Source organism: Melittangium boletus DSM 14713, assembly GCF_002305855.1.
Classification (GTDB): Bacteria; Myxococcota; Myxococcia; order Myxococcales; family Myxococcaceae; genus Cystobacter; species Cystobacter boletus.
In genome coordinates this window covers 3,989,326-4,002,312 of record NZ_CP022163.1, presented here as the reverse complement: position 1 = coordinate 4,002,312, position 12,987 = coordinate 3,989,326, and the positions used below count along the sequence as shown (strand labels likewise).

14 protein-coding genes are annotated in these 12,987 nt (G+C 66.5%); 9 read left to right on the top strand and 5 right to left on the bottom strand.

The features are described 5' to 3' along the window. Positions 1 to 70: 70 nt before the first annotated feature. Positions 71 to 922 carry a hypothetical protein gene (locus MEBOL_RS16960; protein WP_095978415.1) on the top strand — a complete coding sequence of 284 codons (852 nt, stop codon included), beginning with the start codon at positions 71 to 73 and terminating at the stop codon, positions 920 to 922. Here the strand turns inward: MEBOL_RS16960 and uvsE are convergent. After that, the gene (gene uvsE, locus MEBOL_RS16955; RefSeq protein ID WP_095978414.1) at positions 909 to 1,841 is read right to left on the bottom strand and encodes a UV DNA damage repair endonuclease UvsE; all 933 of its coding nucleotides are present in this window, start codon (positions 1,839 to 1,841) and stop codon (positions 909 to 911) included. The two genes, MEBOL_RS16960 and uvsE, sit on opposite strands and share 14 nt — an antisense overlap. 176 nt (positions 1,842 to 2,017) lie before the next feature. On the opposite strand from uvsE, the gene MEBOL_RS43670 reads away from it, so the two are divergent. Next, positions 2,018 to 2,149, top strand: coding sequence for a hypothetical protein (locus MEBOL_RS43670; protein WP_281256662.1), 132 nt, complete (start codon positions 2,018 to 2,020; stop codon positions 2,147 to 2,149). A 120-nt stretch (positions 2,150 to 2,269) separates the two neighbouring features. Here the strand turns inward: MEBOL_RS43670 and MEBOL_RS16950 are convergent, their stop codons facing one another. The 4 genes from MEBOL_RS16950 to MEBOL_RS16935 form a co-directional block, all read right to left on the bottom strand. Continuing rightward, entirely contained in the window at positions 2,270 to 3,355 is a 1,086-nt protein-coding gene (locus tag MEBOL_RS16950) for a TolB-like translocation protein (RefSeq protein ID WP_157775070.1), read from the bottom strand. Between the two features lie 274 nt (positions 3,356 to 3,629). Further along, positions 3,630 to 5,378, bottom strand: coding sequence for a glycoside hydrolase family 13 protein (locus tag MEBOL_RS16945; protein WP_281256661.1), 1,749 nt, complete (start codon positions 5,376 to 5,378; stop codon positions 3,630 to 3,632). An 84-nt stretch (positions 5,379 to 5,462) separates the two neighbouring features. Continuing rightward, a complete protein-coding gene (locus MEBOL_RS16940; protein ID WP_157775068.1) occupies positions 5,463 to 5,816 on the bottom strand; it encodes a hypothetical protein in 354 nt (117 codons plus the stop codon). 59 nt (positions 5,817 to 5,875) lie between these two features. Beyond that, on the bottom strand, positions 5,876 to 6,232 hold the full coding sequence (locus MEBOL_RS16935; RefSeq protein WP_157775066.1) for a hypothetical protein: 357 nt from the start codon (positions 6,230 to 6,232) through the stop codon (positions 5,876 to 5,878). Between the two features lie 504 nt (positions 6,233 to 6,736). Here MEBOL_RS16935 and MEBOL_RS16930 point away from each other — a divergent pair. From MEBOL_RS16930 to MEBOL_RS16900, 7 genes are all read left to right on the top strand, one after another. Beyond that, on the top strand, positions 6,737 to 7,048 hold the full coding sequence (locus tag MEBOL_RS16930) for an ArsR/SmtB family transcription factor (RefSeq protein WP_245919831.1): 312 nt from the start codon (positions 6,737 to 6,739) through the stop codon (positions 7,046 to 7,048). Positions 7,049 to 7,100: 52 nt separating this feature from the next. Continuing rightward, positions 7,101 to 7,319: a hypothetical protein gene (locus MEBOL_RS16925; protein WP_095978409.1), complete on the top strand. Its 219-nt coding sequence runs from the start codon at positions 7,101 to 7,103 to the stop codon at positions 7,317 to 7,319. Positions 7,320 to 7,329: 10 nt separating this feature from the next. Then, positions 7,330 to 9,795 (top strand): ATP-binding cassette domain-containing protein, encoded by a 2,466-nt coding sequence (locus tag MEBOL_RS16920; protein WP_245919830.1) that lies wholly within the window; start codon positions 7,330 to 7,332, stop codon positions 9,793 to 9,795. A 348-nt stretch (positions 9,796 to 10,143) separates the two neighbouring features. Next, positions 10,144 to 11,424 (top strand): hypothetical protein, encoded by a 1,281-nt coding sequence (locus MEBOL_RS16915; protein ID WP_095978408.1) that lies wholly within the window; start codon positions 10,144 to 10,146, stop codon positions 11,422 to 11,424. A gap of 109 nt (positions 11,425 to 11,533) precedes the next feature. After that, on the top strand, positions 11,534 to 12,112 hold the full coding sequence (locus MEBOL_RS16910) for a non-canonical purine NTP pyrophosphatase (RefSeq protein ID WP_095978407.1): 579 nt from the start codon (positions 11,534 to 11,536) through the stop codon (positions 12,110 to 12,112). A 227-nt stretch (positions 12,113 to 12,339) separates the two neighbouring features. After that, positions 12,340 to 12,615 carry a hypothetical protein gene (locus MEBOL_RS16905; RefSeq protein WP_095978406.1) on the top strand — a complete coding sequence of 92 codons (276 nt, stop codon included), beginning with the start codon at positions 12,340 to 12,342 and terminating at the stop codon, positions 12,613 to 12,615. A gap of 48 nt (positions 12,616 to 12,663) precedes the next feature. Beyond that, positions 12,664 to 12,948 (top strand): hypothetical protein, encoded by a 285-nt coding sequence (locus tag MEBOL_RS16900; protein WP_095978405.1) that lies wholly within the window; start codon positions 12,664 to 12,666, stop codon positions 12,946 to 12,948. Positions 12,949 to 12,987 lie beyond the last annotated feature (39 nt).

Genomic DNA, 12,987 nt, shown 5'->3' with positions numbered 1-12,987 from the left:
TTCATGCGGGCCGGCATCGCGCCAGGCCCGCGGTGGGGAGATGACACCCCACCTCCAGTGGGGAGGCACCATGTTCAGGCGGCTTGCGCAGGTGGGAGTCAGCATGGGAGTGGGTCTGGCGAGCAACGCGATGAGCCAGCGGCTCAACGAGCGCTCGGGGCAGACGCCGGGACAGGGCTCGCAGGGCGTGGGGCCTCGGCCCGGAGGCTCCTTCGAGCGGGGTGACACCAAGCTCACCCGCCTGGCCGACTCGATCCGACCGGAGGCGAACGCGAGCGCCCTGAAGGACGGGCTGGATGGCTTCGTCGAGAGCCGGCAGAAGGCGATGACGTCCGTGGGCCAGGTGGGCTCCGCCGTGGCCAAGGGCGAGGTGGGCTTCGAGGACTTCTCCCAGTCGATGGAGCGGATGAAGGAGCAGCTGGCGTTCAGCACCAAGGCCGCCCAGGTGGTGGGCCACGGCGAGCTGGGCGCGAAGGAGGGCCTGCGGGTGGCGGGCGCGGGCGTCAAGCACACCGGGGAGAAGGCACTGGAGTCGCTCGCGCAGGGCAAGCCGCTCGACGCCCTCAAGAGCCTGGCCCATGCGACGAAGTCGGGCGCCGAGGGGGCCTTCGCCACCTCGACGGTGTCCGAGCAGGGCCTGGGCTCCGTCAAGGATGCGTTCCAGGAGCGCACGAAGCACGAGACGCAGAAGGTGCTCACCGGCGCCGCCCTGTCGACGGGGGCCAGCGTGCTCGCGGGGATGATCAACCCCGGACTGGGCCTGGTGGTGCGCACCGTGAGCGGCGTGGCCCTGGGGCATCAGATCGGCGAGGCCGCGAACAAGATCCACGGTGGCTCGGAGACGGGCGAGATGGGCGCGATGCGGGCCGAGATCCGGAAGATCGTGGAGGAGAAGGCCAGCGCCCCGCTCAAGAAGGACTGAGCCGGTCGTTCGGGTGTTGCGCGAGCGCCGAGCGGCGCAGCTCGAAGAGCGCGAGGTCCTTGTCCTTCGCCTCGAGCATGAGGTCGGCCGGCCCATCCAGGGCGGCCACCACGGCGCGGAAGTCCGCGGGATCGATCCGGACCGAGTGCGCGCCTGGACGGCCTCCGGGCTCCTGGCTCGCCAGGTGGAATTTGGGCCGCAGGTCGAGCGCGCGCCACGAGGCCGCGGACTCACGCAACAGCTCCTCCAGCGGCATCACCGGCTCCGAGGGCTCGATGGTGTTGTGGAGGTTGTCCGCGAGCATGGGCAGCCCATGGGCGCGGGCCAGCGCGAGCGTCTCGCGCGCGGTCCACACCTTGTCGTCGTGCTCGAGCACGAGCCGATCCCTCAGCTCCGGCTCCATGGAATCCAGCAGGCGGTGGGCGTTGTCGAGCGCCTCGGGGCGGCTGGGGGCGGCGCCCCCGAGGTGGAGCACCACCCGCGATTCGGGGCCCTGGCCGAGCAGGTCGAGCACCCGGGCCGCGTAGCGCAGCTCGGCGAGCGCGGCGTCACGCACGCGTTGATGCACGGACGTGAGCGAGGCCGCCGCGGGCGATGGATGCAGGGAGAGCCGTTGGCGCGAGCGCCGGGCGATGTGTGCCAGCCGATCGAAATCGCGGGCATGGGTGCGCCACCAGCGCAGTGTGTTGACAGGGTGCGAGCCGAAGGGAATGAGCGACGAGCCGATGCGGAACAGCTCGATTCGATGGGCCTCGTTGAAGAGGAGGATCTGCTCCAGCTCGGCGAGGTTCTGCTCGATGAGCGCGGTCAATCGCTCGGGTGTGGCGCCCGCGAGCCGGCACGTATGGCTCGCGCCCACGCCAATCGAGAGGCAGTTGGCGACATATCCCAGCCGGTAGGTCGAGGTTCCTTCACGCACCCGACAAGGATGGGGATGACGGCCGGGATGTCGCCCAGACTGGCCACGCCTGGCTGGAGAGGTAGCAGCTGTCCCAGCGCCGCTCGAACGCGGTTGGACCACTCAGAGACCGGAGAAATGCTCGGGGCCGGGCCTCCACTCGTCTGTCCAGAAGTACACCTAGGCGCTCGTCAAGCGTGGAACGCCAGGATGTCTACGACGGCGGCAAGGTGACAGACGTCTATAAGCGAGACGCCGCGAGTCCGCTCTGTCTGGTGGGCGCCATCCTCTGCGAACTGGCGAACTTCTACGGCAGAGGCTCCTTCTGATCGGCGGGAGCCGCTCGTCCACTCGGCCCCGTGGAGTTGGAAGTCCTTCATTTGGTTTGAGTGGGGTGGCGGGCTCGGTCGAGGGGGCCCCGCGGCTCCTCGACCGTGGCCGTCGCGGCCCTACTTCGCGACCTTCCAGACCTGGCCGGAGTTGCGCCAGTAGACGCCCTCCGCATCCACCGAGAGGATTTCGGGCGTGCGCGTCTGGGGGGTCGATACGGTGGCCAGCACCTGGGAGCCACCGCCGTTCTTGCACGTCGCCGTCAGGGCCGAGCCATTGAACCAGTAGTAGCGCTCCGCATCGACGGCAATGGACAAATCGGTAGCAGTGCTCGCCAGCCGGGTGACGGCGCCGCTGCTCTTGGACGCCTTGAAGATGCCTCCCGCGCGGTCGGCGAAGTAGAGGTCCGTGTCGTCCAGCGTGAGCGATACGATGCTGCCCGGGAGGGTGACGAATTTCGTGGGCGTCGCCAGGTTCTGCTTCGGCGCCTTCCACACGATGGACTGGTTCTTCGCCACGTCGTCGGCCACGATGTACACGTGGGTGCTGTCCACGCGCACGCTCCTGCCCGCCACGTTCGCGATCGGCCGGGTGGCCTGGGTCCAGGAGCCTCCCGTGAGCGGCGTCGACCAGACGCTCTCGTTACTGAGATCCAACACATAGAGCTTCGTCGCGTCCACGGTGGGGATGGAGAGGGAACGGGAGCTGTCGATGCCCGGCACCGGGGTGAGGTTGCCGAGGGGCCCGATCTGGTTCAGGTGGCCGAGCCCCGAGCTGCCCGGGTACCTGACGAGGGCGTAGGCGGAGGTTCCGTTCGACAAGAACAGGGGCGGGCGCTGGAGCCTCTGGGCGAGCTGGACACTCGAGCCGCCCTGCTTGGAGACTCGGTTGGCGAAGCTATAGCTGGCCTCGTACGTGATGGCCCCGGAGAAGTACACGTTCTCGCCAAAAGGAAGGATGGGCTGATCGAGACCGGAGGCTTGCGCGAGCTGGACCGGCGTGCAGCTCCCATTGCACAGCGGCGTGCAGCTCGCGGCGGCGGCGGAAGGCGCGGGCAGGACCTCGCCCAGGTTCGTCGCCAGCGCCAGTCCGTCCGCGGACTCCGCTCTCTCGACCTCTGCTCCGCATCCGCTCAGAACGGCCGCGAGGAAGAGCGCCGAGACCGAATGAGACAGCGTGCCGAGTCCATCCTCATGCTTTGTCATGATCATCTGTGGGCCCTGTCGGGGGTGGGTATTACCGGTTTTTCCGGTTTAGCCTGCTGTTTGATCTCAATGCTGTCAAGGCGATACTTCGAGCGAAATCGCTGACGTGATGTCATGCATCCATTCCCTCTTTTCCCCGTGGGGACAGGGATTGCTCTCAATGGATGAGAAAAGAGGCCAAGGGCGGGGGAGCCCCGAGGGAGCGGCCCTGGCACGGTTGAGTGCGCGGTGCCGCATGGCTGCCGACAATCCCGCGAGCGAAGAGGTCCCGTCTTCACTCCGGGCGCGAAACTCCGGTCCGCGTGGGCGCCCGGAGCACCACCGCCTGGTAGGGCAACAGCCTCAGTTCCTCCGTGCCCGCGCCCTCCAGGACCGGGTGGTTGTTGCTGAGCACCTCCCCGTCCACGAACGCGGCGGGAACGCGGCACGTCTGGGACCCGCCGTGGAAGTGCCCGAGCACGAGCAGGCGGGTGTGGGCGTCCTCGCGCACGTAGGCGAAGACGGTGGGATGCTCGGCGTCCAGGAGCGTGAAGGTGCCATCGCGCACGACGGGCAGCGCCTTGCGCAGCGCGATGACGGCCCGGTAGTGGTGCCAGACGGAGTGCGGATCCGCCTCGGCCGCCTCGGCGTTGATGTCCGGGTAGTTGGGGTTGAGGGCGATCCACGGCGTGCCCTCGGTGAAGCCCGCGTGGGGAGCACTTGACCAGTGCATGGGCGTGCGCGCGTTGTCCCGGCCCCGGGCATACACGGCCGCGAGGATGCGCGCGTCGTCCCAGCCGTGCTCCTCGCGCAGCACCTTGTAGGCGTTGCGCGTCTCGATGTCCTTGTAGTGGTCCAGGCTCTCGAAGGACACGTTCGTCATCCCGAGCTCCTGGCCCTGGTAGATGTAGGGCGTGCCCTGCATGAACAGCAGCACGGTGCAGAGCATCTTCGCGCTCTCCACGCGGAACTCGCGATCATTGCCGAAGCGGGACACGGCGCGGGGCTGATCGTGGTTGTCCCAGTACAGGCTGTTCCACCCGCGCCCGTGCAGGCCCGTCTGCCAGCGCGCCAGCACGCGCTTGATGTCCGGCAGGGCCAGGGGGGGGTTGCTCCACTTGCCGCGCTCGGCGGTGTCATCGCCGAGGAACACGTGCTCGAAGTGGAAGACCATGTTGAGCTCGCCGCGCCCGGCGCCGCAGTACAGGGCGCCCTCGGCGGGAGACACCCCGGGCGTCTCGCCCACCGTCATCACGTCGTAGTGCGCGAGCACCTCGCGGTGCATCTCCTGGATGAACTCGTGGATGCGCGGGCCATTGAGGAACAGCGGCTGGCCCTCGGTGAGCCGCGTGCCGGGGATGGGCCGGCCCTCGGGGAAGTCCTGGGGCTTGCTGAGCATGTTGATGGTGTCCATGCGCCAGCCATCCACGCCCTTGTCGAGCCAGAAGCGCATCATGTCGTACACCTCGCGCCTCACGGTGGGGTTCTCCCAGTTCAGGTCCGGCTGCTTGCGGCTGAACAGGTGCAGGTAGTACTCGCCGCTGGCCGCGTCCTTCTCCCAGACGGAGCCGCTGAAGAAGGACTGCCAGTGGTTGGGCGGCTGGCCGTCCACGCCCTTCCTCCAGACGTAGTAGTCGCGCTTGTCCGACTGGGGGCTGGAGCGCGACTCGATGAACCAGGGGTGCTCGTCGCTGGTGTGGTTGACGACCAGGTCGAGCATGATCTTCAGGCCCCGGGCGTGGGCCTCGCGCAGCAGCTCCTCGAAGTCGGCCATGGTGCCGAACTCGGGCATGATGGCGCGGTAGTTGGAGATGTCGTAGCCGTTGTCGTCGTTGGGCGAGGCGAAGATGGGCGAGAGCCAGAGCACGTCCACGCCCAGGCGCTTGAGGTAGTCGAGCCGCCGGAGGATGCCGCGCAGGTCCCCCACCCCGTCGCCATCGCTGTCCTGAAAGCTGCGGGGATAGATTTGATAGACGACGGCGTCCTTCCACCAGGGGATGAGGGATGTGTCGGCGGGCGGCATGTTCGTCTCCTCGGGGTTCACGGCGCGGCCTTCTTTCTACGCCAGCCCGGGAGCGGTGCGACATCCCGGGCGGCGCGGAGGCCGCCCGGAGTGTTCGCGCGGGGACTAGCAATCATCCCACTTGGCGCCCACGTACTTCAGATTATGGTTGGCGCACCAGTATTTGGAGTAGGTGATGCAATTGCCGGGCGTCACGTGCTTGAGCGGACCATGCCATTTCTGGTCGGAGCACTTGGCGTAGCAGCACGCCGTCTGCGCGGACACGGTCCCCGGGAGCGTCTTCTCGAACCCCGGCAACTGGGAGTCGTCCGCCACCGACTCTCGCGGACCGGCCGAGGCGTTGTCGCCCTCCGCGGGCGCGGGCATGTCCTGGGTGGGCTCCGAGGCCGGCCCGCCGCAGCCGGCCATCAGCAGCGTTCCCAGCAACACCAGACCCAGTTCCTTGAATCCATTCTTCATGTTCTTCTCCATGGACGTATCATTGAAGCGTGAATGAATGAGTCAGTCGTGTGACGGGATTACAGCGAGCAGGCCCTCCATTGATTGTTCACGTAGCCGCCATGGCTATAGGCCGGGCAGTAGTATCTGCCGTAGGTCGCGCAGTTGTTGTATTTGACGCTCTTGAACGGCCCATACCAGTTCCCGTCTCCGCACTGGACATGGCAGCACGAGGCTTCCGCCCCGACGCGACCCGAAGCCTCATCGTCCGGCTCCCGCGCGGATTCCTCCGGAGGGATGGACGCGGGCTGCTCCCCGCCCTGGACGGAGCCGCTGAGGGGCGCCTCCTCCGTGTCCTGCTGCATGGAGCCGCCACACCCCGCGGCGAGCACCGCTCCGAGCACGGACATACCCACAATACCAAGACCCTTCCTCATGGACTCCTCCTTGTCGTTCGTTCTCAACGCGGGGTCGTCCAGAGCCCGAAACCTCTCGGACTCCCGTCCCCACGGAACCGCTGCGTCTGGGTTGGATGCCACGACACGAGCACTCACGGCCCATCGAAAAGACGGCATTACCGCGAATGCTCGCTTCTGATATGGCTGTCTGCCCATGAACAGACAAGCTCGCGCCCAGAGTGCGTTTCAGCTCGTCTGGTGAGCGGCCGAGCAGTCAACATTCCGAGATCTCTCCGCATGGAAAATCATCGGCTTGCCTCGTGAGACCAGGGTCCGCCTCCCTCCGTCAGGGGACTGGACGGTTCACGGAGAGCGGTGGCTGATTCCGGGCGTCAAGGCATTGCGTTTCGGAAATCCGGTTCCTGCTCTCTCCACACCGTCCCACCTGACCGCTGCCTCCACATGACCTTGAAGACGAGCCCGATCCGCGCGCTTGACAACCCATAAGCGTCAGCTTATGCGTCGTGCATGCAAAGCGCGGTCGTGGCCGAAAACAAGATCTTCCAGGCACTGGCGGACCCCAGCCGCCGGGCGATCTTCGAGTCGCTCACGCGGGGCGAAGCGGCGGTGAAGGACCTCACGGCGCGCTTCGACATCTCTCAGCCGGCGGTCTCGCAGCACCTCGCCACGTTGAAAGACGCCGGCCTGGTGAACGGCCGGCGCGAGGGGCGCTGTGTCTACTACCGGGTGGAGCCGCGCGGGATGAAGCCACTCATCGACTGGATCGCGCACTACCGCGCCTTCTGGACGGAGCACATCGATCGCCTCGAGCGACTGCTGGAGGAAATGGATTGATGACGCCCACCGGCAAGAGCGCACCATCGCGAACTGAACAGAGGAGATCGCATTGAACTGGAACAAATGGATTCGGGAAATCCATCGCTGGCTGTCCATTGCCTTCACGGTGGCCGTCATCGTCAATATCGTCGCCTTGGGACGGGAGGCGCCCCCCGTCTGGGTGAGCTTCTTGGCGCTGCCTCCGCTCGCCTTGCTCCTGTTCACCGGTCTGTATTTGTTCGTGCTGCCGTATTCCACCAGATGGCGCGCCGGGCGACGCGCCGATTGAGAGTTCGACCATGGCCTCTTCCAATCCACACCCCGCGGACAGCCACGACCTGATCCGCGTCCAGGGCGCTCGCGAGAACAACCTGAAGGACGTCAGCGTCGAGATCCCCAAGCGGCGGCTGACGGTGTTCACCGGCGTCTCCGGCTCGGGCAAGTCGTCGCTGGTGTTCGGCACCATCGCGGCGCAGTCGCAGCGGTTGATCAACGAGACCTACAGCACGTTCGTGCAGGGATTCATGCCGACACTGGCTCGGCCCGAGGTCGACGTCCTGGAAGGACTGACGCCCGCGATCATCGTCGATCAGGAGCGCATGGGTGCCAACTCCCGGTCGACGGTCGGCACCGCGACGGACGCCAACGCGATGCTGCGGGTGCTGTTCAGCCGCCTCGGCAAGCCGTACATCGGCTCGTCCAACGCCTTCTCCTTCAACGTCCCGTCGGTCCGCGGGGCCGGTCAGATCTCGGTCGAGAAGGGCGAGGGCAAGACCGAGAAGCGCGAATTCACCCTCACCGGCGGCATGTGCCCGCGATGCGAGGGCATGGGCTCGGTCTCCGACATCGACCTGTCCCAGTTGTACGACGACAGCAAGTCGCTCAACGAGGGGGCGATCACGATCCCCGGCTACACGGTCGACGGCTGGCAGGTGCGCATCTTCTCGGCCTCGGGCTTCCTCGACCCGGACAAGCCGATCCGGAAGTACACCCAGAAAGAGCGCCAGGACTTCCTCTACAAGGAACCGACCAAGGTGAAGGTCGAGAGCATGAACCTCACCTACGAGGGCCTCGTCCCGCGCATCCAGAAGTCGTTCCTGTCCAAGGACGTCGACTCGATGCAGCCGCACATCCGCGCCTTCGTGGAGCGCGCGGTCACCTTCACCGCCTGTCCCGAGTGCGGTGGCACCCGGCTCAGCGAGGCCGCCCGGTCCTCCAAGATCAAGGGGATCAACATCGCCGACGCCTGCGCGATGCAGATCAACGACCTGGCCAGATGGGTGCGGGAGCTGAACGAGCCGTCCGTCGCGCCCCTGCTGGCGACGCTGCGGGAGACGCTCGACTCGTTCGTGGAGATCGGGTTGGGCTACCTCAGCCTCGACCGGCCATCCGGCACGCTGTCGGGGGGTGAGGCGCAGCGGACCAAGATGATCCGCCACCTCGGGTCGTCGCTCACCGACGTGACCTACGTCTTCGACGAGCCGACGGTGGGGCTGCACCCCCACGACATCCAGCGGATGAATGACCTGCTGCTGCGGCTGCGCGACAAGGGCAACACCGTCCTCGTGGTCGAGCACAAGCCGGAGACGATCGCGATCGCCGACCACATCGTGGACCTCGGCCCCCGCGCTGGCACCGCCGGCGGCGAGGTGGTCTTCGAGGGCACCGTGGAGGGGTTGCGCGCCAGCGGCACGCTCACCGGGCGTCACCTGAATGACCGGGTCGCCCTGAAGCCGTCGGTGCGCAAGCCGTCGGGGGTGATGAAGGTGCGTGGCGCCCGCACGCACAACCTGCGGGGCGTCGACGTCGACATCCCGCTCGGCGTGCTGGTGGTGGTGACCGGCGTGGCGGGGTCGGGCAAGAGCTCGCTGATCCACGGCTCGGTGTGTAACCAGGCCGGGGTGGTGTCGGTCGACCAGACCCCGATCCGGGGCTCGAGGCGGAGCAACCCAGCGACGTACACCGATCTGCTGGAGCCGATCCGCAAGGCGTTCGCGAAGGCCAACGGGGTGAAGCCCGCCCTGTTCAGCGCCAACTCCGAGGGCGCCTGTCCGACCTGCTCCGGCGCCGGGGTGATCTACACCGACCTGGCGATGATGGCCGGCGTCACCACGATCTGCGAGGACTGCGAGGGCCGACGCTTCCAGGCGGCGGTGCTGAAATACCGGCTCGGCGGGCTCAACATCGCCGAGGTGCTCGACCTGCCCGTCCAAGAGGCGGTCGGCTTCTTCAACGCCGGCGAGGCGCGTACGCCGGCCGCGCACGCGATCCTGAAACGCATGGCCGACGTGGGGATCGGCTACCTGCGGCTCGGCCAACCGCTCACCACGCTGTCGGGTGGAGAGCGGCAGCGGCTCAAGCTCGCGACGCACATGGGGGCCGACGGCGGCGTCTACGTGCTCGACGAGCCGACCACCGGGCTGCACCTGGCCGACCTCGAGCAGCTGCTCGGGCTGCTGGACCGGCTGGTCGACTCCGGCAAGTCGGTCATCGTGATCGAGCACCACCAGGCGGTGATGGCGCACGCCGACTGGATCATCGATCTCGGGCCGGGCGCGGGCCACGACGGAGGGCGGATCGTGTTCGAAGGCACCCCGGCCCACCTGGTGGCGGCGGGGTCGACGCTGACCGGCGAGCACCTGGCGGCATTCGTCGGCGGCCGTCCCGCGGCCCGAGGCCGTACCTCCGCCGTCCCCGTCGAAGCCGGCGACGCCGCCCGCACTGAAGACGGAGACCGAGGTGGCGCCCGCCGTCGACGTCGATGAGCTTCGAGGGTTCACCCAGGAGGATGTCGAGAGCGTCAAGGCGCTCGGCGATGTGGAGTGGTCGCCGAGCTGCCGCTCGCGCCTGTTAGCACCTGGGGCTGACATGGCCCACGGCCCCGCGGCCACTCGTCAGTGACCCGCGGCTGCCTCTCCGCACCAGGTATGTGTTCCCTTGCGTTCTGTCCAATGCGTACCACCAGAAGGTAGGGTTTAGAACCCAGGTGGTGGTTTTCTCACGAACAAGCCGAACCCATGTGTTGCGTCCTTCACCGTGATGGTGGGTTGGGCTTAAGTGGTCTGGTTGCTGGGTTGCGTGTGCGTGTTGGCCTTTACAAATGGAGAACCCCCATGGCTTCGATCACGATCATCAACAAGACGAATGTCCCGATCAACTCCACGGCGGTATACGCTGGCGTCAACTCCAGTTGGCGCAACAAGATCAACCCGACCGAGTTCTTCGTCCACAGCGCGAGCCCAGCGGTCCAGTACACGCTGAAGGTGAACTACTGCCTCAAGCGAGACGACCTCTACCATTCGAACTGGAGCCGGGTGGCGGAACTCATCGGGCTCGCCTCGCTGGATCTGATCGCGATCGGTCTCTCGGTCGTGGGGCTTGGCATGGCGGTCGGCGCGGTGACGGGAGCATCCACGGCGCTGGGGTTCGTGGCGGGCACGGTCGAGGCCGGGGTGGGTGCCTCCGCGTTTGCCGTCGACATCGTTGCGCTCGGCATCAACGTCCGCGACTTCGTCGTGGACCGTGGTTCCGCGGACACGGAATGGACGGACATCTGGGGGCATCATGATGTCGTGTTCGTGGCCGAGGGGGGCATGGATATCAATGAAAACAACGGTCGGGAGAATCCGGCCAAGTTGAAGCCCCTCACCCTCAGGAAGATCAGCCAGGATGAGTTCGAGCGGATGAAGAGGACCAACCAGATCTACGAGCGCAGCAAGCTCTGCCACGCGATCCGCTTCGACGAAAAAGGCGACAGGTACTACATCACTCCGGATGGCAAGCACATCTACAACCCAGACGGAGATGAATACTACAAGGCCGCCGGGGGCACTCACGTGAAGTACGAGGAGTCCCCCCCGTCCAACCCCGCGCGCGCCAACGTCGAGTGGACCAAGGGCATCACTGGAAACGACCGGGGAGAGTGGCAGACCGAGGTGCATGTCGACCCACGGCGGTTCGCCAATGGCATCGAGGTGCGCGAGCAGGACAAGTACGGCGTCATCAACGCACGACTGCTCGATGGCGACAAGGCGCATGAGAAGGAGACCTTCTGGACCTCCAAGAACATGGGCGACGACTCGCCTACCAATTACCGGCAGCAATTCTTCGATCCCGAGTGCCGGATCTTCAAGGTGGAGGTCCGCGAGGAAGAAGGGTATGGCATTACCGACATCCGGTTCCATGTCCTGTGCCAGGAAGGGATGGCGGGGTGCGTGACCGACTGGCTCACCGAAAACAACGAAGGCGAGTCGAGCAAGATTCACATCCGTGAGTGCGAGGTCCCCAAGGACCACGCCATTGTCGGATTGCAGGGGAAGGAGCAGGGAGGGTTCGGACTGGTCGACATCAAGTTCGCATACTCGCCCTTCACCAAGAGCCAGGCCGCGAGCTGAGCGGGCGCGGCGGGTCGCGACGTGGGAGCCACCCTCCTGAGGCTCCATCTCAACGCCCGGGGCGGTTCGCATCCCGGTACGGAAGCCCTCTCTGTAAAGTGCCGGGTCCATGAAGAACGCCAAGGCGGCACCCCAGCTCCTCTTCCTCACCGGCAATGCCGGCAAGCTGCGCGAAATCCAGGCCGCCCTGCCCGAGGTGCGGGCCTGGGATGTGGACCTGCCGGAAATCCAGAGTGTCGATCCCCGGCGGGTCATCGAGGCCAAGCTGCTCGAAGCCACCCGGCTGCTGCCCGGGCAGCGGCTGATGGTCGAGGACACCTCGCTGTCCCTCGATGCCCTCGGGGGGCTGCCCGGCCCCCTCATCAAATGGTTCATCGCCGACGGCTCGCTGGGGCTGGAGGGGCTGGCCGACGTGGCCGCGGCGCGCGGCAACCTCCAGGCCCGCGCCACGACCTGGATTGGCCTGCTCGAGCCGTCCGCCACCGGCCTGTCGCTGCGCTTCTTCGAGGGCACGGTCCGAGGCCGCATCGTCCGTCCCGTCGGCCAATCGGGTTTTGGCTGGGATCCGATCTTCCAGCCCGAGGGCGCGGACAAGACCTTCGCCCAGATGACGCCGGAGGAAAAAACCCGCTTCAGCATGCGGAGCCTGGCGCTCGACGCTTTACGGAAGGCCTGGGAACACGGCTGACCGGGCGTGCCGGGAAGCGACCGCAATCACTCTTCTCGTGTGGAGGCGGCGGGAAATCGAACCATCCCGCCGCGTCCCCTGGCGAGGTGCGCCTTCGCCTTACCTCATCCTGAATTTCCACATAAAGCAGAAAATGCCTTCTTCATTGTAAAACCGGAAATCTTTTGTTATGAGAGGAACCCGCTGCCGCGCCCGATTCCAGCGGCGCCTCCAGAGGGGAACTCCACATGAAGATGCTGATGCTGGGTTTGGTGTCTGGCCTGATGATCACCGCGTGTGGTGGCCCCGAGCCCGAGGACGCCCAGGCACCGGCGGAGGAACTCGGCACGACCCAGGGCGCCCTGTGTGAGGGCTGGGACTCGGGCGCGCGCAAGTGTTCCTTCCAGTGCTACAGCTACTCCACGTGGTGGACGACCTCGGCCACGGTGAGCTACGGCCAGTGTCAGGAATACGCCAACGGCCAGTGTGGACGGACCGCGTATGGCGCGTGCTGGAGCAAGTGAGCACCCCCATCCCACCCCTGTGAACCCTCCTCCCCCAAGGATTGCTCCATGAAGATGAAGACCCTGCTGCTTGGCCTCGTGTCTGGTGTCCTCCTCGCCGCCTGTGGCGGTCCACTCCCCGAGGAGATGGACGCCCAGGAGCAGCTCGGCACGACCCAGGGCGCGGTGTGTGAAGGCTGGGACTCGGGCGCGCGCCTGTGTACCTGGAAGTGCACCAGCAGCGCGCCCCAATGGTCCGCGGTGGGCGCGGGCGTCGTGGCTTACGGCCAGTGCCAGAGCTACGCCAATGCCCAGTGCGGACGGACCGCGTACGCCACCTGTTGGAGCAAGTGAGTGACTCGCCGCGGCGCCTGACCTGAAGCGTCGCGGCAT

Bases quoted from the DNA above. Each gene is read 5' to 3' on its own strand.
- MEBOL_RS16950 (WP_157775070.1), bottom strand. From the start codon at position 3,355: ATGACAAAGCATGAGGATGGACTCGGCACGCTGTCTCATTCGGTCTCG.
- MEBOL_RS16940 (WP_157775068.1), bottom strand. From the start codon at position 5,816: ATGAAGAATGGATTCAAGGAACTGGGTCTGGTGTTGCTGGGAACGCTG.
- MEBOL_RS16960 (WP_095978415.1), top strand. From the start codon at position 71: ATGTTCAGGCGGCTTGCGCAGGTGGGAGTCAGCATGGGAGTGGGTCTG.
- MEBOL_RS16935 (WP_157775066.1), bottom strand. From the start codon at position 6,232: ATGAGGAAGGGTCTTGGTATTGTGGGTATGTCCGTGCTCGGAGCGGTG.
- MEBOL_RS16910 (WP_095978407.1), top strand. From the start codon at position 11,534: ATGAAGAACGCCAAGGCGGCACCCCAGCTCCTCTTCCTCACCGGCAAT.
- MEBOL_RS16900 (WP_095978405.1), top strand. From the start codon at position 12,664: ATGAAGATGAAGACCCTGCTGCTTGGCCTCGTGTCTGGTGTCCTCCTC.
- MEBOL_RS16915 (WP_095978408.1), top strand. From the start codon at position 10,144: ATGGCTTCGATCACGATCATCAACAAGACGAATGTCCCGATCAACTCC.
- MEBOL_RS16905 (WP_095978406.1), top strand. From the start codon at position 12,340: ATGAAGATGCTGATGCTGGGTTTGGTGTCTGGCCTGATGATCACCGCG.
- MEBOL_RS16920 (WP_245919830.1), top strand. From the start codon at position 7,330: ATGGCCTCTTCCAATCCACACCCCGCGGACAGCCACGACCTGATCCGC.